Below are 19,649 nucleotides of genomic sequence, written 5' to 3'. Positions count from 1 at the left end.
AACATAAAATCCTATATAAATATATGGTTAGTAGACAAAAACCAAATTAACATATTGGTGAGTGTAGTAGATTAATTGATAAGCGCTAACAAAATTAGTTTTAACGATTCATTTAAATTTTGAAATAAGTGTTTTTCAGTTAGTCTTCGAGATTTTTTATAAATAAACTGATTTGGAGTAAGGCAGTAAAAAAGGCTTTGGGTAACTCCAAAGCCTTTTTCTATATTGTATATCATATTCTAATTCGCTACATCACTAATAAACTTAATACGATATAGACGTAATTCTTCATCATCATAGTCACCATCAAATTCTTCTATTGCTGTATCTATTTTATCATTTTCGGCTTCAATAAAATACTCATGAATCTCTTCTTGCTGGTCTTCATCAAGAATTTCATCTATCCAATACCCAATATTAAGTTTAGTACCGCTATAAACAATAGCTTCCATCTCTTTTATAAAAGCAGTCATATCCATCCCTTTTGCAGCAGCTATATCATCCAAAGGTAGTTTTCGATCTACATTTTGTATAATATATAGCTTTAGACCACTATTGGCTCCTGTACTTTTAACTACAAAATCATCGGGTCGCATAATATCATTTTCTTCTACATATTCTGCAATAAGAGCTACAAATGCAGGGCCATATTTCTTAGCCTTACCTTCACCTACTCCATGAACATTTGCCAGTTCTTCGACAGTAACAGGATATTTAAGAGCCATATCATCTATAGAAGGATCCTGAAATACTACAAATGGAGGAACTCCGAGTTTTTTGGATACTGTTTTTCTTAAATTACGTAGCATCCCAACTAACTTATCATCACTACCTCCCTTAGCTCCAGACTTTGCTGCAGTTATTATAGAATCATCGGTAGTTTGATTATATATATGATCCTCGGTCATCATAAAACTTATCGGGTTGTCGATAAAATTTTTCCCCTCTGCAGTAATCCTAATCACTCCATAAGTTTCGATATCTTTACGCAAATATCCTTTTACCAACACCTGGCGTGCAAGAGCCATCCAATATTTGTCATCTCTTGCTTTACCACTTCCAAAAAAATCTTGTTGATGTGTTCTATGAGAAATGATCAAGGCATTGCTTTTACCAATAAGTGTATTAACCAGGTCTTTAGATTTATATATCTCTCCTGTTTTACTAACGACTTCAAGCAGTAACTTTACTTCATCTTTGGCTTCGTGCTTCTTCTTTGGATTACGCACATTATCATCCATATCAGCACCATCCCCTTTTACATCATCAAACTCCTCACCAAAATAATGCAATATAAATTTACGTCTGGATATAGAAGTTTCTGCAAATGCCACTATTTCTTGTAACAAAGCGTGGCCTATTTCTTGTTCGGCAACAGGTTTGCCGCTCATAAACTTTTCTAGTTTTTCTATATCTTTATATGCATAATATGCCAGGCAATGTCCTTCTCCCCCATCTCGACCGGCACGTCCTGTTTCTTGATAATAACTCTCTATACTTTTAGGCATATCATGATGGATCACAAAACGCACATCTGGTTTATCGATTCCCATTCCGAAAGCAATTGTAGCTACTACTACATCTACATCTTCCATCAAAAACATATCCTGATGCTTAGCTCTGGTCTTGGCATCTAATCCTGCATGATAAGGAACAGCTTTTACTCCATTAACCTCTAATGTCTGCGCCAACTCTTCTACTCTTTTTCTACTAAGACAATATATAATACCACTTTTACCACTATTTTGTTTTACAAAACGAGTAATGTCTGCATCTACATTTTTTGTTTTCGGGCGTATTTCATAAAACAGATTAGGGCGATTAAATGATGCTTTAAACGTTTTAGCATCACTCATTCCTAAATTTTTAAGAATATCTTCCTGTACTTTTGGAGTTGCAGTTGCGGTGAGCCCTATAATAGGGATATCTTCTCCTATTCTTCTAATAATATTACGTAGATTTCTATATTCGGGTCTAAAATCATGCCCCCATTCACTAATACAATGCGCTTCATCTACAGCTAAAAAAGAAACCTCCTGAGATTTTAAAAAATCTACATATTCTTCTTTAGTAAGTGATTCTGGAGCAACATATAACAACTTGGTAACCCCGCTAATTATATCTTCTTTTACCCTTTTTACCTCGGATTTATTAAGAGACGAATTAAGCACATGGGCAATACCCTCTACCGAAGAAATACTGCGAATAGCATCCACTTGATTTTTCATTAATGCGATCAGGGGTGAAACCACAATAGCGGTCCCTTTACACATTAAAGCGGGCAGTTGATAACATAGGGATTTACCCCCGCCTGTAGGCATTATTACAAATGTATTTTGTTTTTCCAAAATACAATGTATTACCTTTTCCTGTAGTCCTCTAAATTGACTAAAGCCAAAATGTTTTTTTAAAGCACTTTGCAAGTCAGTTTCATTCAAACTCATTAAATCATTTAACTTTTATATACCAATTAAATAAAGATTCACTAACACTAAATCTATTTCCCCAAATACAGACTTAGTGGATGTTTCGTTTCTAATTTTAGCATGCCAAAGATAAACAAAGCATAAATTAATACGCTTTTTTTTATCACTATTTAAAATTAATAAGGTATTGTATACCTTTGCGTAAATTAAAGATAATAAAATCTTTATTTATAACACGAAAATTTTTTAAATTTTGAATACCCAAGACACTATAATCTCATATGCCAAAAAGACTGTTGCCGAGGAAGCTCGCGCAATTGCATACCTAGAAGAGCTCATTGATAAAGAATTTTCTGATGCCGTAGAAACCATACATAACTCAAAAGGTAGAGTTATTATCACTGGTATAGGCAAAAGTGCTATTATTGCCACCAAAATTGTTGCTACAATGAATTCTACAGGTACACCTGCAGTTTTTATGCATGCTGCCGATGCCATTCATGGTGATTTAGGAAATATTCTCGAAGATGATATCGTTATTTGTATTTCTAAAAGTGGAAATACTCCAGAAATAAAAGTTCTGGTTCCGTTGATTAAAAATTTTAAAAACCCTTTAATTGGTATTACAGCTAATAAGGAGTCTTTTTTAGGTCAGGAAGCTGATTACGTATTGCATGCTTATGTAGAAAAAGAAGCATGTCCTAATAACCTAGCTCCTACTACAAGTACTACTGCACAACTAGTTATAGGAGATGCACTGGCAGTTTGCTTATTACACCTACAAGGATTTTCTAGCAGGGATTTTGCCAAATATCACCCAGGGGGTGCATTGGGAAAAAAATTATACCTTCGAGTAAGTGATATTACATCTCAAAATGAAAAACCCGAAGTATCTCCAGAATCTAATATAAATAGTGTAATTGTTGAAATGACAGAAAAAAGACTAGGAGCCACAGCAGTTACAGAAAATGGAACTATCCTTGGCATTATAACAGATGGGGATTTGCGTAGAATGTTAACAAAAGGAACTTCTTCTTTTGAAGGCTTGATCGCTAAAGATATTATGTCTCCTAATCCCAAACGTATTGATAATGATGCCATGGCAGTCGATGCTCTTGAGAAATTAGAGGAGAGCTCAATAACTCAATTATTAGCAGAAAAAGATGGTAAATATGTGGGACTGCTACACATTCATGATTTAATGAGAGAAGGTATTTTATAATGGCTGACAACACTACTCAAAAAAACCCTCAGTCTATGTCTTTTCTAGATCATCTAGAAGAGTTACGCTGGCATTTAATTAGAGCTACTGTTGCAGTACTCATTGCCGGAATCATAGCTTTTATATCAAAAGAATTTATCTTTGACGTCTTAATTTTTGGTCCAAAAAAACCAGATTTCCCTACCTATAATGGTCTCTGTAATTTATCAAAACTTTTAGGTTTAGATGAAAGCTTATGCTTTAAAGAATTACCTTTCAGTGTACAGAGCAGAAAAGTAGCCGGTCAGTTCTCTGTTCATATCTGGACCTCTATAACAGCAGGTTTTATTATAGCATTTCCTTATGTACTGTATGAATTCTGGAAATTCATTTCTCCAGCATTGTATGATAAAGAGAAAAAGAATTCTAAAGGATTCATTATTATCTGTTCCTGTCTATTTTTTCTGGGAGTACTTTTTGGATACTACGTGATCACACCATTATCTATTAATTTCTTAGGAGGATATCAAGTGAGTAAAGAGGTTCTTAACGAATTCGATATTGACAGCTATATAGCACTGATAAGGGCTTCAGTAATTGCTTGTGGACTAATATTCGAACTTCCTATTATTATGTTTTTCCTTACTAAGGTAGGATTGGTTACTCCAGAGTTCTTAAAAAAATATAGAAAATTTGCTTTAGTAATTGTATTAATATTATCTGCCGTAATCACACCACCCGATATTGCTAGTCAGGTTATTGTTGCTATTCCGGTTTTAATATTATATGAGGTAAGTATTTTTATATCTAAAACTGTTATAAAAAAAGAAAAGAAAAAATTACAAAAACAATCTAAATGAGTGATATAGTTGACGAATTCAATAGCTACAGAGAGAAAATGAATTCTCGTATTCTGGAGGATAATAATAAAATAATCAAGAGAATCTTTAATCTGGATACCAATGCCTACATGGAAGGTGCTCTAAATGTAAAAACCAAAGAATTATTAGGGCTAGTGGCATCTATTGTGTTGCGCTGTGACGACTGTGTACGCTATCATCTTGAAACCTGTCATAAAGAAGGGTTAACAAAAGAAGAAGTAGTTGAATCCCTTAGCATTGCTACACTAGTAGGAGGCACTATTGTTATTCCTCATTTGCGTCGTGCTTATGAGTTTTGGGACGCACTTGAAGCAAAAGCTTCATAAGTTTATAGTGGTTAAAAAGAATAGTGTAAATTTACGACCTTATTTTAGCAACACCCACTATATAAAGAAGTCATTCTGATATGAAGTTAAAAGCAGATAATCTTGTAAAATCATATAAAGGTAGAAAAGTAGTAAAAGGAATTTCTCTGGAAGTTAATCAAGGAGAAATTGTTGGACTTCTAGGGCCTAATGGTGCCGGTAAAACAACTTCGTTTTATATGATTGTTGGTTTAGTAAAACCTAACGGAGGGAAAATTACATTAGAAAACACAGATATAACCAAATATCCAATGTATAAACGTGCACAAAATGGTATTGGTTATTTGGCTCAGGAAGCTTCTGTATTTAGAAAATTAAGTATTGAAGATAATATATTAAGTGTACTTCAACTTACTAAACTTTCTAAGAAAGAGCAATTACATAAAATGGAAGCACTTATCGAAGAATTTGGTTTAGGACATATCCGTAAAAACCGTGGTGATTTGCTAAGTGGTGGTGAACGTCGTCGTACAGAGATAGCACGAGCACTGGCAACAGACCCTAATTTTATACTTTTGGATGAACCTTTTGCCGGGGTAGATCCAGTAGCCGTTGAAGATATACAACGTATCGTTGCTCAATTAAAAAATAAGAACATCGGTATTCTGATTACAGATCACAATGTACAGGAGACCCTTGCAATAACAGATAGAACGTATCTGATGTTTGAAGGAAGTATCCTAAAAGCAGGTATCCCCGAAGAATTGGCCGAGGATGAAATGGTACGTAAAGTATATCTGGGACAAAATTTTGAACTTAGAAAAAAGAAGTTAGACTTCAATTAAACCAACTTATTCTTTAAGAAAACCGACATCAAAATATAAAGTAGTATCACACATGGTATTGCTATAAATTTCAAGAGTACAATTAATATAACGGTAAGTATTATAAAAATATAACGAACTTTATTTTCTGCAAATCCCCAGCTTTTAAATTTTAAAGCAAATAGAGGAATCTCTGCATTGAGCAAATAACAGCTTAGTAAGGTTAAACCAATCAAAAACCATTTATTAAGGATAATCTCTAAAATCCAAGGTTCTTGCTGAAACTTAAGTATTAATGGTAAACTAATAATTAATAATGTATTTGCTGGTGTTGGCAAACCAATAAATGAATTGGTTTGGCGAGTGTCTATATTAAATTTAGCCAATCGATATGCAGAAGCCAAAGTTATCAACAAGCCAAGCAAAGACATGTAAGACATATCAAAACTCGCTAAAACCTGTTCTGCATCCCAAGAACCGGGAGTTGCATAAAAGGGTTTCCCAAAAACTTGTGATAATAATTGGTACATCACAATACCAGGGGCAACCCCACTGGTAACCATATCTGCCAAAGAATCAAGCTGTAAACCCAGCTCACTCTTAACATCTAATACTCTAGCTGCAAAACCATCAAAAAAGTCAAATCCTATACCCAACATTACAAATAATGCCGTAAACTCTAGTTGCCCCAAAACAGCAAAAATAACAGCAATACATCCACAAAAAAGATTAAGAAGCGTTATGAAGTTTGGAATTTGTCTTTTAATAAGCATGAAGTTTGATTTTGTGCAAAAATAGTAAACTATTTTCTCTAATGAACACTTAAAAATATGCTTTTTAGCCCTAAAGAGTAATTCCCCGAGGCAGAGCCTCGGGGAATTCTATAGTAAAATGGAAATTTGGAATTATCACCTAGAACCATCTACCTATAGTACATGACATACATTATTATAAATTATACACGAATCCGGTTCATCAATTGGTGGACAAATTGCATGATGGTAACAATTAACTGGTCTTCCTCCCTTAATTTGCTTTTGTTGAGTTTTGGTTAAAGTTTTACCCAAGTTGAAAATGTAATTTTTCATAATATAAGTTTTAAGATTATTTTTTACGACAAACATTTTAAGACACTCATCGTCTGTGTCTATTATCAAGTATATCCTATTTTGGCATAGAACTTTACATATAAGAGTTGTACTATTCTATTTTTGGAGATTGCATTCACCAGATATAAGATTTTCTGTATTAATTATTTTTTGTTCCGCTTTGTCTAAACTTTTCTTAAGTTTAAATTTGATCTTTCACACTCCAGTAATTAAAGTGGACCTGGATTAAGTCCGCAATTTCCATTAATACATGCATATGCATCTTCTGGTCCAAAAAAATTTGCTGCCTCCCAACATTGAAATGCATTTTGACATCTACCGCCACTAATCTGTTTTTGTTGAGTTTTGGTTAAAATTTTACCCAAGTTTAAAATGTGATTTTTCATGATGTAAGTTTTAAGATTATTTTTTACGACAACCGTTTTAAGACACTCATCGTTTTCTATAAGTAAAGGAAAATGATTTGCCTAAACACAACAAAAATCGTTTTGTAAAGTACCCAGACATCTACCTCCTGGAAAAGGAGCCCCCCAAGATGTCCCACTTGCCGAATATGAACATGAACCGTCAGAATATAATTCATATTCAGAGCTACAAGGACAAGGGTTAAAATCGCCTCCATTAATCTGTTTTTGTTGGGTTTTGGTTAAAATTTTACCCAAGTTTAAAATGTGATTTTTCATGATATAGGTTTTAAGATTAATTTTTACGACAACCATTTTAAGACACTCATCGTTTGTGTCTATGCTTTTTGAAAAGAATATTGTCTATAATACAAAAGCCATAAAAAGCATTTTATATTTTCATATATAGAATGAAGTACTAATAACGGGTTGTTTTCTTCCAAACTCATAATAAAAAAAAAGTAAATCCACTATTAAAAAACTATATCAAAATGGATTTCAGCCTTTAGTTTATTCTAAGTTAAGTTGAGGAGGTGGGGTAACAAAACACAACGAATATAATATATCTTATTGAAAAACAGTAATTTATATTCACTTTTGATTTTTTATTATGTATTTAGAAAAACTTTAGTAAGTTCTTTAAAAAAAGCTGAGTTGCTTTTTAGTAAAAGCAACTGCAGCCAAGTTATCAATAACCTACAGTAATATGAACTTAAAACAATGATTGTTTACTTTTAAACATATAAGTTGTAGAATTAATTTTATACTCTACCTCCCTCCAGGATCATGCATACATACATCTGTACATATTGGTCCCATAAAAATATAGCATGGGTCTCCTAGTGAACATAAATATGGGGCAATTCCTCCATTAATTGATTTTTGTTCTGCTTTACTTAAAGCTTTTCCTAAATTCAAAATTGATTTTTTCATTTTAGAATGATTTAATTTTTAACAACATTTAAGATAATTGATATCAGAAGCCGATGATCCATATTTACAAGTTGATTCGTTCCATCCTAATTCTTCGCAAGAGGCTTCCATACCTCCACCATTAATCGTTTTTTGTTTAGCTTTATTTATAACTTTTCCTAAATTTAAAATTGATTTTTTCATAATTTAAATATTCAATATTTACATTTGTGATGAACATTTTAAGACACTCACCATATGTGTCTATTCCTCGCGAGAGAATATGTTTACATTCAAAGCTCATTTTTGAGCTTTGTTTTTTTATACTACTACTTATATTTCTTTTACAGAAGTCATTGGTTGATATGCTTTTTCTTCTAAATCTTCTATAAAGAAAATCAAATTTGACAGGTCATAATTTTTTGGATATGATTGCCCATTTACTAATATTTATAAGATAAAATTGATCGTGTTTTTACACATCAGATATATTGCTTCTCTAATTGAAACGTGTACTTTTCTTTTCCCTAACAATCACTCGATTGTATAAAAAAAGGTATTAGCAACGGAATCAAATATAGAACAAAGGCTAGTAGAGATACAAAGAAAATAGCTCTATATTCCTGAAAATGAGGTATAAATTTATAAATTTTGACTACTACTATATTTCACAAATACTAAACCACCAAAACATAAAAAAAAGCCTAGAAGAGGTATTAGAAAAGTAACTCTATATCCCTTGAAATGAAATACAAATTTTAAGTAATGAACTTATAAATATCACATTGCGTGGAATTATACCGAATCGCTGGTTTGAATACTTAAAAGGTTATCCATTACCAAACGTTACAAAAAAGAAACATTCAATTATATTATTTGTAACTAAATAAGTTTAATTTCGTTATTAATAAGGAAGCTTTTTTTATGAGAAACATCATTCTGTCTATTATTTCGGGTCTCCTGCTTGCCATTAGCTGGCCAACTTATGGTTTTCCTTTATTTTTATTCTTTGGGTTTGTCCCCCTTTTGATTGCAGAATATAGTGTTCGCAAACATAAATACAGCAAAAGTCAGATTTTTGGTCTTGCTTTTCTTACTTTTTTCATTTGGAATATGATTACCACCTGGTGGATTTATAATTCTACTCCATTCGGTATGTGGTTTGCAGAAATTGTAAATAGCCTCGTGATGACTTTGGTGTTTTTAATCTACCATATTGTTGCTAAAAGAACTACATTTACAATTAGCAGTATATTTCTTGTTTGTTTTTGGATGTCTTTTGAATATATGCATCTACAATGGGAATTCTCATGGCCCTGGCTTAATCTGGGCAATGGATTTGCGAGTTTTACCTCTTGGATACAATGGTATGAATATACAGGGACTTTTGGTGGTACACTTTGGATTTGGATTATCAATATTAGTGTTTTTAAAAGTGTACTACTTTTTAAAGAACACAAAGATAAAACTATTCTATACAGATCTGCCATTCGCAATGGGTTGATCATTCTAATTCCAATTATAGTATCATTTATTATTCTAAAAACTTATGAAGAAGAAGGAAGTGATATTGAAGTGGTTATTCTACAGCCAAACATAAATCCATATACCGAAAAATACAACACCACAGATAATCGAATAGGTAAATTATTAGACTCGTTAACGAATACCGTTGCTACTTCAAAAACAGATTTTATTATTGCCCCAGAAACTGTTTTTGCAGATAACAACAGACTTACTAAATTCTCTAGTTCTATTGCTAAAAAAACTGCACATCGAATACTTAACCAATACCCTAACGCAAATGTATTATCAGGGATATCATTAATTGATGTATTTAATGATCCAAATAAAATTCGTAGGCAAACGAATACTTATAAAGAAGGTATTTATTATGATGACTATAATTCTGCATTTTTTGTTCGCCCCGATGGTACTGGTGATTTATATCACAAAAGTAAACTCGTTGTTGGTGTAGAAAATTTCCCGTACCAAAGTGTCTTAAAACCTATTTTTGGAGATGCTATGATTGATCTTGGAGGAACGGTCGCTAAAAAAACTACCCAAGAAGATCGAGAAGTATTCTTCTCTAAAGATAGTATTGGAGTAGGAACTTTAATCTGTTATGAAAGTATATATGGAGAATTTGCTACAGGGTATATTAGAAATAAGGCAAACTTTCTGGCAATTATTACCAATGATGCCTGGTGGGGTAATACTCAAGGACATAGACAACATCTATCTTATGCTAGACTAAGAGCCATCGAAACCCGAAGAAGCATTGCACGAAGCGCTAATACAGGAATTTCTGCTATTATTAACCAAACAGGAGATATCGTAGCAAAATTAGATTATGAAAAACAAGGAGCACTAAAAGGAACTCTTATCGCAAATAACAAGACCACATTTTATGTAAAAGCAGGGAATTACCTGGCTAGAGTTTCTATATTTCTTTCGATTTTTATATTCCTTTTTTCTGTGACCCGACGGAAAAGAAAAATGACAACCTGAAAATCAATACCTAAATATAATATAATACTTCTGTACTTTATAACTATGTTAGTACACATCTTTGTACCTTTGCAGCTTTATAAAAAATTGTGAATTACGTATCAGTAGAAAATATAGCTAAAGGATTTGGAGAACGTATCCTTTTTAAAAACATTTCTTTTGGAATCAACGAAGGGCAGAAAATTGGTTTTGTTGCCAAAAACGGAACTGGAAAAACCTCTCTCCTTGATATTGTTGCCGGTGATGAAGAGCCAGACGAAGGGCAAGTTGTATACCGCAAAAATCTAAAAGTAGCCTTTTTACCTCAGGAACCTAATCTGGATCCTACTCTTACTATTGAACAAACTATTTTTGCTTCAGACAATGATATTCTTCAAGTGATTAACACTTATGAAAAAGCATTGCTAAATCCTGATGATGTAGAGGGCTATCAGCTAGCATTTGAAAAAATGGATGCTATTAATGCCTGGGATTTTGAAACGCAGTATAAACAAATACTTTTTAAACTTAAACTAGACGACCTCAACAAAAAAGTAAGCGAATTATCTGGTGGGCAAAAGAAACGATTAGCTCTGGCAAATATATTATTAAGCAAACCCAATCTATTATATCTTGATGAGCCTACCAACCATCTGGATTTAGAAATGATAGAATGGCTAGAAGAGTATTTCGCCAAAGAGAATTTTACGCTATTCATGGTAACTCATGATCGTTATTTTCTAGAAAATGTATGTAATGAGATTATAGAATTAGAAAATGGTCAACTCTATAGCTACAAAGGTAATTATGCTTATTACCTGGCAAATAAAGAAGCTAGAGTTGTAAATGAGCAAATTACAACAGATAAAGCCAAGCAACTTTACAAAAAAGAATTAGACTGGATGCGTCGTCAACCAAAGGCACGTACTACCAAATCCAAATCTAGAATTGATGATTTCTTTGAAATCAAAGAACGTGCTCACAAACGTCGTAATGATCACGAAGTTCAACTCGAGATTAATATGGAGCGCATGGGGAGTAAGGTTCTCGAGCTTCATAAAGTCTCTAAACGTTTTGATAAACTTATCTTGTTAGACCAATTTGAATATGTTTTCAAAAAAGGAGAACGTATTGGTGTCATTGGTAAAAATGGAACAGGTAAATCTACTTTTCTAAACATGATTACAGGTTCGATCACTCCTGATCATGGGAAAATTGTGATAGGCGACACTATAAAATTTGGATATTATACACAAAGCGGTATAACAATCAAAGAAGGGCAAAAAGTTATCGAGGTAATTCGAGAATTTGGAGATTATATTCCTTTAAAAAAAGGACGACAAATTTCTGCACAACAATTGCTCGAGCGTTTTTTGTTTGACCGCAAAAAACAATATGATTTTGTAGAAAAATTAAGTGGAGGTGAACGTAAAAGGTTATACCTATGTACCGTTTTAATTCAAAATCCTAATTTTTTGATTCTCGATGAACCAACCAATGATTTAGATATTGTAACACTTAATGTACTCGAAAATTTCTTGTTAGATTTCCCTGGATGTTTGATTGTAGTATCCCATGATCGTTATTTTATGGATAAGATCGTAGATCATTTATTCGTGTTTAGAGGCAATGGTGTTATTCAGGATTTTCCCGGTAATTATACCGATTATCGTATTTATGAAGACAGTAAAGAAGTCGAGGTAAAAACATCGGATATTACTGCAGATACAAAAGCCAAAAACACCTGGAAAAAGGATAATAAAGTTGCTCTTTCTTATAATGAGCAAAAAGAATTTAGTAAAATTGAACGAGAGCTTAAAAAATTAGAGCTGCAAAAGAAAGAAATCGAAAGTCTTTTTGCCGAAGGTAACCTAGATGAAGAAAAAATAAATACTGAATCTCAAAAACTCCAGAAAATCATTCAGCAGATTGAAGAAAACGAAATGCGGTGGTTTGAGCTTTCTGAAAAAATGGAAGAATGACATGATTAATAGTGTCGGATTTTTGATTTAGACTAAAAAATGCACTTCAAAATAAAAGCATACCTCAGATTTCTTTTTAAATCTACCAATCAACATGGTGTGCATTCACCTTTTGTATATAATTTGATCACCAGATGTTTTTATAACACAGAAAAACGAAAAGCATACCTATCTATAAAATCAGTATATAAAAAAGCAGATAAAAAAATTCCTGTTAGATATCGCACTGCTAAACTTCTAAATCGTATAGTCCCATATTTTGATCTTAAAAACGTTCTTATTTTGACAGATTTGGGTTTTATATCAGAGGTTTTATCAATAGAGAATTTGGTTTCGATTGATCATATTATACAATCCAAGAAAGATTACGACATGATTTATCTCGATATAAACCAGTTACAATGTCAATTAAATACAGAATTATTACTATCTAAGGCCCATAACGACAGTGTTATCATACTCAATTCTATATATGAATCTGAAGCCAATATCATTTTATGGGAAACAATAAAAAAACACCCGAAAATCACCGTAACTATTGATACTTTTCATCTTGGTTTTGTGTTTATCAGGAATGAACAAGCAAAAGAACACTTTATAATCAGAGCATAAAAAAACCTAAAGACTAAATTAATCTTTAGGTTTTTACATCTAAACATAAACTAAATCACATGAGTTTTACAACTCACACAAAATTTTAAAAAAGTAATTATTGTATCATAAATATCATTATACATTATCTAAACATTCTTGAAAATATCGTTCTTCGTTTATGATATTGTAAATCTTTTGGATCATAGGGTTTTGTCTCTCCAGACAAACAAATTTCCTCAACAAACTCATCATAGCTCATTCTTTTTTCTTCTAGAAATCCAATTAGGTATTTTTCTGCAGTATCTACACCACTAGCCTCTTCAATAGCCAAAAGTTTCTTATAAAGATTATCAATTTTTTCAATTGTCTTTCTAGGCGGAGCCTTTCTTCTCGCAAAGAAAGAAGTGATCTGTCCATCATCATCTAGTTTTACATCAAAATCTGTAATTACCCAATAATACCTACCGTCTTTTGCCAGATTCTTAACCAAGGCATGTATATTTTTCTTTGCCAGCAAATGTTCCCACAACCACTTAAAAATAACTTTAGGCATATCGGGGTGACGAATCACATTATGAGGTTGACCTATTAATTCTTGTTCTTCATATCCACAAACTTGCATAAAATAATCATTCGCATATTCTATTATTCCTTTAGGATCAGTTTTACTCATGATTGTTTCTTTAGGATCTAAGACAATCTCTACATTGATGGGTTCGGGGCGTTTTAGTGCTTTCATATTTATTATTGTTAGTTAAATTCCGAGGCAAAATTAACCGTAACATGAAATGCAAAAAATGACAAAAATCATAGTATTATTAAGAGGGTTAGAGGGATTTATTTTTTAACTTACTTTTAACCACCAGCCCATACTATAGCAATACATAGAGTTGATAAAAGAACATTTTACAATTAGAGTGTAACAACTTTTTATCTGCTGCGTCATATAGTCTAAAATTGTATCTTAACAATCTGTAAAGATTACTATATGGGAAATGTTATAGAAATTAGAGGAATTATCAGAAACTTTCAATTAGGACAGGAAACTGTATATGTACTTAAGGGTATTGATCTTGATATTGCTCGTGGAGAATATCTGGCAATAATGGGCCCTTCTGGTTCTGGTAAATCTACTCTAATGAATCTTCTGGGATGTCTTGACACACCAACTGGTGGGACTTATAATCTAAACGGAAACGATGTTAGTAAAATGACCGATAATGAATTAGCTGATATTCGAAATCGCGAAATTGGTTTTGTATTTCAAACTTTTAATTTATTGCCTAGAACTACTGCATTAGATAACGTTGCATTACCCATGGTCTATGCGGGTGCTTCTAAAAAGGACAGAGCAATTAGAGCAGAAGAAGTACTCACAGATGTTGGTTTATCTGATCGAATGGATCACAAACCTAATCAACTCTCTGGAGGTCAGCGACAGCGTGTAGCTGTTGGTCGAGCCTTAGTAAATAAACCTTCGATAATATTGGCTGATGAGCCTACCGGAAATCTGGATTCCAAAACGTCATTAGAAATTATGCAGCTTTTTGATGAAATTCATGCTGCAGGAAATACGGTTATTCTTGTTACTCACGAAGAAGAAGTTGCCACACATGCACATCGTGTTATCCGTCTTCGTGATGGGATAGTCGAAAGCGATGTAAGGAACAAATAGTTTTGATTTTTGGTTTACCATTACTGGTTAATTTGTATTTTGGGGACTCATTTTTAACCGAAATTCATGCAACCATTACATATCCTACTCCTTATTGCGGCTTATTTTGGAATTCTTCTTCTCATCTCTTATTTCACAGGTAAAAACTCAGGAAATGATGCTTTTTTTAAAGCTAATCGACAATCCCCATGGTATATCGTAGCTTTTGGAATGATTGGAGCATCATTAAGTGGTGTAACCTTTATTTCTGTACCAGGATGGATTGAAGCTTCACAATTTAGTTATATGCAAGTAGTATTAGGGTATATTTTGGGATATACTGTTATTGGTACAGTACTGCTTCCTCTTTACTACAAACTTAATTTAACTTCAATTTATACCTATCTGGATCAACGTTTTGGTAATTACTCATATAAAACCGGAGCTTCGTTTTTCTTACTATCACGAGTAGTTGGGGCAAGTTTTAGATTGTTTTTGGTTGCTAATGTTTTACAATCTATTCTTTTTGATGCTTTGGGGGTGCCTTTCTGGGTTACTGTTATCATAACTATATTATTAATCTGGCTATACACTTTTAAATCAGGAATTAAAACGATTGTATGGACCGATACTCTACAAACATTATTCATGCTTATTGCAGTAGGCGTAGCTATATATTATGTATCAGATGATTTAGGGATTCAAGGATCAAACCTACTGGGTTATGTATTAGAAAGTGATCTCTCGAAAATGTTCTTTTTTGATGATTTTAAAAGTGCTAATTATTTTTGGAAACAATTTTTATCAGGTGCATTTATTGCAATTGTTATGACGGGGTTAGATCAGGATATGATGCAAAAAAATCTTACCTGCCGAAGTTTGAAAGATGCACAAAAAAATATGTTCTGGTTTACTATTGTATTAACTATTGTAAACTTTATATTTTTAGGTCTTGGATTACTACTTACCCAATACGCATCACAAAATGGAATTGATGCTCATAAGGATCAGCTTTTTCCTGTAATTGCTACACAAAGCGGATTAGGTTTTGGTATCGCTATCTTTTTTGTACTTGGTCTTATCGCAGCGGCATATAGTAGTGCTGATAGTGCATTGACCTCATTAACCACATCATTTAGTATAGACATACTCGATATTGAAAAGAAATATAATCCAACAGATCAGGTTAAGACCAGAAAAAAGATTCATATTCTATTTTCTTTTATATTGGTATTGGTCATAATTGCTTTTAAGTATCTTATAAAAGATGAAAGTGTAATCGCCAAACTATTTGTCTTTGCAGGATACACATACGGTCCTCTATTAGGTTTATATGCATTTGGATTATTTACAAAACTAAAAGTGAAAGATAATTTAGTGCCGATTATTGCAATCTTATCTCCAATTTTATCCTATATCATTAGCGAAAATAGTGATCTATGGTTCGGTTTTAAATTTGGTTTCTTTATCCTAATTCTTAATGGGTTTTTGACCTTTTTAGGATTATTATTGTCTGCTATTTTAATATTGATTCGTAGAAAGTAACACTAGCGTACAAGCAACCTCGACTTCTATGTTTGCCGCTTTAAGTTTTTGATAAAATTCAAGGTTTTCTGTTCCAGGATTAAAAATTACTCTTCTAGGGTTTAGTCGTATGATATCATCATAATAAGGTTGTTGCCTAAGAGGATTTAAATACAAAGTAATTGTATCTATATTTTCTGCATTATGTATAGCTGTCACAATTTTTATCCCTGCAACTTCTCCTTTTTTTAATCCAACAGCTGCAACCTCATGACCATGGGTTACCAACTTATGAATAGCAAAGTTAGAATATCTATTTGTCTTTAAGGATGCTCCCAGAACTAATGTTTTTTTATCCATAAATATTATTTGAATTTAAAATAAGAAAAATAGGTTTATTAGGACACCAAATAAAGGCTTAAACGTTAAAAATAACCAGAAAAATGTTAAAAATAAACGATGAATGTAACACAAATCAAAGCACTTCGTCTTACATATAAAAGGATATGAATTTTCATAAATTTAGTTAGTTAGTTACTTTATAATAATCAAATTTTATTCATAGTTGATGGTTAGTGTTACTATTTGGTTATTATAGAAAACCGCCTCTAATAATAGAGGCGGTTTTTAATTATCTAATATTTTGTTAAAGTCAAAATAAGGTGTAACAGAATGGTTTTACCGTCGTCTTACACTTACAACACGATTAATCACAGTGTCAATTTTGAAAACAATCACGTATTTGTATTAGGCAATACAAAGTACAATGCATAACAATTATCAATCAAATAAACGTTCAGATGAAAACAATTAATCAAAGAGTTATTTTATTTTTTCTCTCATTTTGGTGTCTATTTCTAACAGCGCAACCAAGTAATGAAGCTGTAGTGGGTACCATACAAGGAAAAGTAATAGACAAAAACTTACAGCAACCCATACCCTATGCTACTGTAGCAATTCATGATGGAGCAGATAAAATTATAAGCGGAGGTATTAGTACCGATGATGGTAACTTCTTAATTTCTGATATCCCGAAAGGAAGTTATACTTTAAAAGTACAATTTATAGGATACAAAACGTATTCTCAACCTATCGAGATCTCTAGAAAAAATAAGGATATCAATGTTGGCACTGTATCATTAGAAGAAGAAGCCGAATCTCTAGACGATGTAACTATAATTGCCGAACGAACTACAATAGAACAAAAAATTGACCGTAAAGTTATAAATGTTGGAAAAGATCTTACCACAACTGGAGGTACTGCAGCAGAAATCATGAACAATATCCCCTCTGTTAATGTAGATCAGGATGGTAATATTGCTTTACGCGGAAATCAAAATGTACGTATCCTCATAGACGGTAAACCTACCAATATTGATGCTACACAATTATTGAAACAAATCCCTTCTACTTCTATTAAGAAAATAGAATTGATTACTAATCCTTCTGCTAAATATAATCCTGAAGGAATGAGTGGTATCATTAATATCGTATTACATAAGAATAGTAATATAGGTTTTAATGGTAATCTCAACCTAGGGCTTAATTTTGATAAAAACGCCCGTTTCAATAGTTCTATAGATTTAAATTACAGAACAGGAAAAGTGAACTTTTATGGTAATTATGGTAACAATATTACCAAACGACAAAATGCAGGAGGTGTATTTAGACAAGATCAAAATTATCAAACAGATTTTAAATTCATAGATAATAATAAGTCTCACCTATTCAAAATAGGCTTAGATTATTTTATTGATGACCATAATACCATCTCTGTATATACTAATCAAAACTTGTTTGACGGACTTACAGATGGAACTACAGATATTACTTTTTTCAATAATGATCAGAATAATTTATCCCAAAAACTATTAAGTGATAGTGATAATCAAGGTTCTACATATAACTTCGATTATAAACATGATTTTAAAAAAGAAGGACATAATATTGAATTAGAAGTTGATTATAATGTTTTTGAAAGTGATAGTGATGATCGTTTTAATTTTGTTGGAGGAGACGGATCGTTCACAAATTATAACGACCTTATTAATAATGAGCGAATAAACACCACAATAAACCTCGATTATGTAAACCCATTATCAGAAAAAACTAAATTAGAGTTAGGATATGAAACTCGTTTAAGAAGAACAGACAATGACTATCGTTCTACACTTTTCGCAAATTCAAAATATAATTATGACCGAAACATACATTCTTTTTATGGTACATATGGTCAAAATTTTGAAAAATGGGCATATCAGCTAGGTGCACGTCTCGAAAACTATGAAGTTGAAGCTGTTTTTGATGGAGAAAAAATATTTGAAGATGATATCTTTACTGTATACCCTTCTGGTTTTATTAGTTATACTCCAGGAGAGAAAAACAGCTATCAATTAAGTTATAGTCGACGAATTGATCGACCTGGATTAAATCAGGTAAACCCCATACGTGAATGGAGTACACCAAGAATAGTTTCTATTGGAAACCCTGAGTTGAATCCTCAATTTACTAATTCTATAGAAGCTAATTACACACGAAAATTAGGAAAAGGATCAATAACCGGAGGAGTATTTTACCGAATTATCAATGATGAAATAAGTCAGGCACTTATAGAAAATCCAGATGTTGAGGAAGGCCAGATACTAACATTCAAAAATTTTGATAATAATTCTTCTTATGGAGTTGAGATATCTAGCAACTATAAAGCTACAAAATGGTGGAGTTTTAATGCTAGCTTTGATCTGTATTCGCAAACGCAAAAAGGTGTGGTCGATAATATCAATAGAGAAGTAGATGCAGTAGTTTACAATTTTAGACTCAATAATAGTTTCAAAGCGACAAAAAACTTGACTTTTCAGGTATTTGGATTTTATAGAGGAGAACAGGAAGGCATATTATTTAAAACTAAACCATTCTATTTCGTAAATACTGGAGCTCGTTATAATTTCTTAAAAGGTAAAGGTACCTTTAGTATTAACTTTAACGATATTTTTAACACAATGCGTTTCAGATTTTCTGCAAACAATCCATATCCGCAAAACGGAGAGTTTCAAGGTGAAACACAAACTGTTTTCCTAGGTCTATCCTACCGATTCGGAGGTGGAAAAAACAGAAAAGCTTCAAGAAAACGAAGAGATAACAATGAAAAATCTGGCGGAGGAATACTATAATTAGGTTTTCTTTAAAAAAAATGTTAATATCATAACTAATAACTCAGATATTTGTTAAATTTAATATGGTTTTCTTAAAAACCTTATTAAAGTTAAATAAATGCAAAAAAATAACAAATTCTGTAACACTTTACAATTTACAACGTTTAATATAGTATAGTCATGGTTATGAT

Annotated in this window: 18 protein-coding genes; 10 read left to right on the top strand and 8 right to left on the bottom strand. The window is 32.3% G+C overall.

The window, feature by feature from the left end:
* Positions 1–239: 239 nt before the first annotated feature.
* Positions 240–2,444, bottom strand: a complete 2,205-nt coding sequence (locus AAFU52_RS15080) for a RecQ family ATP-dependent DNA helicase (protein ID WP_024768826.1) — start codon at positions 2,442–2,444, stop codon at positions 240–242.
* Positions 2,445–2,679: 235 nt separating this feature from the next.
* On the opposite strand from AAFU52_RS15080, the gene AAFU52_RS15075 reads away from it, so the two are divergent.
* The 4 genes from AAFU52_RS15075 (at position 2,680) to lptB (ending at position 5,658) form a co-directional block, all read left to right on the top strand.
* On the top strand, positions 2,680–3,648 hold the full coding sequence (locus AAFU52_RS15075) for a KpsF/GutQ family sugar-phosphate isomerase (RefSeq protein WP_438422450.1): 969 nt from the start codon (positions 2,680–2,682) through the stop codon (positions 3,646–3,648).
* Positions 3,649–3,683: 35 nt separating this feature from the next.
* Positions 3,684–4,487: a twin-arginine translocase subunit TatC gene (tatC, locus tag AAFU52_RS15070; protein ID WP_394331053.1), complete on the top strand. Its 804-nt coding sequence runs from the start codon at positions 3,684–3,686 to the stop codon at positions 4,485–4,487.
* The gene (locus tag AAFU52_RS15065; protein WP_024768829.1) at positions 4,484–4,834 is read left to right on the top strand and encodes a carboxymuconolactone decarboxylase family protein; all 351 of its coding nucleotides are present in this window, start codon (positions 4,484–4,486) and stop codon (positions 4,832–4,834) included. The genes tatC and AAFU52_RS15065 overlap by 4 nt, the downstream gene beginning before the upstream one ends.
* An 80-nt stretch (positions 4,835–4,914) precedes the next feature.
* Positions 4,915–5,658 carry an LPS export ABC transporter ATP-binding protein gene (gene lptB / locus AAFU52_RS15060; RefSeq protein ID WP_024768830.1) on the top strand — a complete coding sequence of 248 codons (744 nt, stop codon included), beginning with the start codon at positions 4,915–4,917 and terminating at the stop codon, positions 5,656–5,658.
* Here the strand turns inward: lptB and AAFU52_RS15055 are convergent.
* From AAFU52_RS15055 to AAFU52_RS15035, 5 genes are all read right to left on the bottom strand, one after another.
* The gene (locus AAFU52_RS15055) at positions 5,655–6,410 is read right to left on the bottom strand and encodes a CDP-alcohol phosphatidyltransferase family protein (RefSeq protein WP_438422449.1); all 756 of its coding nucleotides are present in this window, start codon (positions 6,408–6,410) and stop codon (positions 5,655–5,657) included. The two genes, lptB and AAFU52_RS15055, sit on opposite strands and share 4 nt — an antisense overlap.
* A 545-nt stretch (positions 6,411–6,955) precedes the next feature.
* Positions 6,956–7,132 (bottom strand): hypothetical protein, encoded by a 177-nt coding sequence (locus AAFU52_RS15050; protein WP_158237218.1) that lies wholly within the window; start codon positions 7,130–7,132, stop codon positions 6,956–6,958.
* Between the two features lie 81 nt (positions 7,133–7,213).
* Positions 7,214–7,429: a hypothetical protein gene (locus tag AAFU52_RS15045; RefSeq protein ID WP_024768832.1), complete on the bottom strand. Its 216-nt coding sequence runs from the start codon at positions 7,427–7,429 to the stop codon at positions 7,214–7,216.
* Between the two features lie 489 nt (positions 7,430–7,918).
* Complete coding sequence (locus tag AAFU52_RS15040) at positions 7,919–8,083, bottom strand: hypothetical protein (protein WP_438422448.1); 165 nt, start codon at positions 8,081–8,083, stop codon at positions 7,919–7,921.
* An 18-nt stretch (positions 8,084–8,101) separates the two neighbouring features.
* Entirely contained in the window at positions 8,102–8,266 is a 165-nt protein-coding gene (locus tag AAFU52_RS15035; RefSeq protein ID WP_159025749.1) for a hypothetical protein, read from the bottom strand.
* A gap of 720 nt (positions 8,267–8,986) precedes the next feature.
* Here AAFU52_RS15035 and lnt point away from each other — a divergent pair.
* The 3 genes from lnt (at position 8,987) to AAFU52_RS15020 (ending at position 13,146) form a co-directional block, all read left to right on the top strand.
* The gene (lnt, locus tag AAFU52_RS15030; RefSeq protein ID WP_438422447.1) at positions 8,987–10,573 is read left to right on the top strand and encodes an apolipoprotein N-acyltransferase; all 1,587 of its coding nucleotides are present in this window, start codon (positions 8,987–8,989) and stop codon (positions 10,571–10,573) included.
* A gap of 89 nt (positions 10,574–10,662) precedes the next feature.
* Complete coding sequence (locus tag AAFU52_RS15025; RefSeq protein ID WP_024768834.1) at positions 10,663–12,534, top strand: ABC-F family ATP-binding cassette domain-containing protein; 1,872 nt, start codon at positions 10,663–10,665, stop codon at positions 12,532–12,534.
* A 39-nt stretch (positions 12,535–12,573) separates the two neighbouring features.
* On the top strand, positions 12,574–13,146 hold the full coding sequence (locus tag AAFU52_RS15020; RefSeq protein WP_438422446.1) for a hypothetical protein: 573 nt from the start codon (positions 12,574–12,576) through the stop codon (positions 13,144–13,146).
* A gap of 124 nt (positions 13,147–13,270) precedes the next feature.
* On the opposite strand, the gene AAFU52_RS15015 is transcribed toward AAFU52_RS15020, so the two are convergent.
* Positions 13,271–13,867 carry a PAS domain-containing protein gene (locus tag AAFU52_RS15015; RefSeq protein WP_051473665.1) on the bottom strand — a complete coding sequence of 199 codons (597 nt, stop codon included), beginning with the start codon at positions 13,865–13,867 and terminating at the stop codon, positions 13,271–13,273.
* Between the two features lie 249 nt (positions 13,868–14,116).
* Between AAFU52_RS15015 and AAFU52_RS15010 the strand changes: the two genes are divergently transcribed.
* Together AAFU52_RS15010 and AAFU52_RS15005 are read left to right on the top strand one after the other, a co-directional pair.
* Positions 14,117–14,803: an ABC transporter ATP-binding protein gene (locus AAFU52_RS15010; RefSeq protein ID WP_024768837.1), complete on the top strand. Its 687-nt coding sequence runs from the start codon at positions 14,117–14,119 to the stop codon at positions 14,801–14,803.
* Between the two features lie 66 nt (positions 14,804–14,869).
* On the top strand, positions 14,870–16,327 hold the full coding sequence (locus tag AAFU52_RS15005; protein WP_024768838.1) for a sodium:solute symporter: 1,458 nt from the start codon (positions 14,870–14,872) through the stop codon (positions 16,325–16,327).
* Here AAFU52_RS15005 and AAFU52_RS15000 read toward each other — a convergent pair.
* Complete coding sequence (locus AAFU52_RS15000; RefSeq protein ID WP_438422445.1) at positions 16,304–16,666, bottom strand: CoA-binding protein; 363 nt, start codon at positions 16,664–16,666, stop codon at positions 16,304–16,306. The two genes, AAFU52_RS15005 and AAFU52_RS15000, sit on opposite strands and share 24 nt — an antisense overlap.
* A gap of 440 nt (positions 16,667–17,106) precedes the next feature.
* Between AAFU52_RS15000 and AAFU52_RS14995 the strand changes: the two genes are divergently transcribed.
* Complete coding sequence (locus AAFU52_RS14995) at positions 17,107–19,476, top strand: TonB-dependent receptor domain-containing protein (protein ID WP_035090529.1); 2,370 nt, start codon at positions 17,107–17,109, stop codon at positions 19,474–19,476.
* Positions 19,477–19,649: the final 173 nt, after the last annotated feature.

The sequence above is a fragment of the Aquimarina macrocephali genome (genome assembly GCF_051627225.1).
Lineage (GTDB): Bacteria > Bacteroidota > Bacteroidia > Flavobacteriales > Flavobacteriaceae > Aquimarina > Aquimarina macrocephali.
This window is presented reverse-complemented; position numbering and strand designations above follow the sequence as displayed.

Bases quoted from the DNA above. Each gene is read 5' to 3' on its own strand.
- AAFU52_RS15020 (WP_438422446.1), top strand. From the start codon at position 12,574: ATGCACTTCAAAATAAAAGCATACCTCAGATTTCTTTTTAAATCTACC.
- AAFU52_RS15065 (WP_024768829.1), top strand. From the start codon at position 4,484: ATGAGTGATATAGTTGACGAATTCAATAGCTACAGAGAGAAAATGAAT.
- AAFU52_RS15035 (WP_159025749.1), bottom strand. From the start codon at position 8,266: ATGAAAAAATCAATTTTAAATTTAGGAAAAGTTATAAATAAAGCTAAA.
- AAFU52_RS14995 (WP_035090529.1), top strand. From the start codon at position 17,107: ATGAAAACAATTAATCAAAGAGTTATTTTATTTTTTCTCTCATTTTGG.
- lnt (WP_438422447.1), top strand. From the start codon at position 8,987: ATGAGAAACATCATTCTGTCTATTATTTCGGGTCTCCTGCTTGCCATT.
- AAFU52_RS15015 (WP_051473665.1), bottom strand. From the start codon at position 13,867: ATGAAAGCACTAAAACGCCCCGAACCCATCAATGTAGAGATTGTCTTA.
- AAFU52_RS15050 (WP_158237218.1), bottom strand. From the start codon at position 7,132: ATGAAAAATCACATTTTAAACTTGGGTAAAATTTTAACCAAAACTCAA.
- AAFU52_RS15005 (WP_024768838.1), top strand. From the start codon at position 14,870: ATGCAACCATTACATATCCTACTCCTTATTGCGGCTTATTTTGGAATT.
- tatC (WP_394331053.1), top strand. From the start codon at position 3,684: ATGTCTTTTCTAGATCATCTAGAAGAGTTACGCTGGCATTTAATTAGA.
- AAFU52_RS15000 (WP_438422445.1), bottom strand. From the start codon at position 16,666: ATGGATAAAAAAACATTAGTTCTGGGAGCATCCTTAAAGACAAATAGA.
- lptB (WP_024768830.1), top strand. From the start codon at position 4,915: ATGAAGTTAAAAGCAGATAATCTTGTAAAATCATATAAAGGTAGAAAA.
- AAFU52_RS15045 (WP_024768832.1), bottom strand. From the start codon at position 7,429: ATGAAAAATCACATTTTAAACTTGGGTAAAATTTTAACCAAAACCCAA.
- AAFU52_RS15080 (WP_024768826.1), bottom strand. From the start codon at position 2,444: ATGAGTTTGAATGAAACTGACTTGCAAAGTGCTTTAAAAAAACATTTT.
- AAFU52_RS15055 (WP_438422449.1), bottom strand. From the start codon at position 6,410: ATGCTTATTAAAAGACAAATTCCAAACTTCATAACGCTTCTTAATCTT.
- AAFU52_RS15010 (WP_024768837.1), top strand. From the start codon at position 14,117: ATGGGAAATGTTATAGAAATTAGAGGAATTATCAGAAACTTTCAATTA.
- AAFU52_RS15040 (WP_438422448.1), bottom strand. From the start codon at position 8,083: ATGAAAAAATCAATTTTGAATTTAGGAAAAGCTTTAAGTAAAGCAGAA.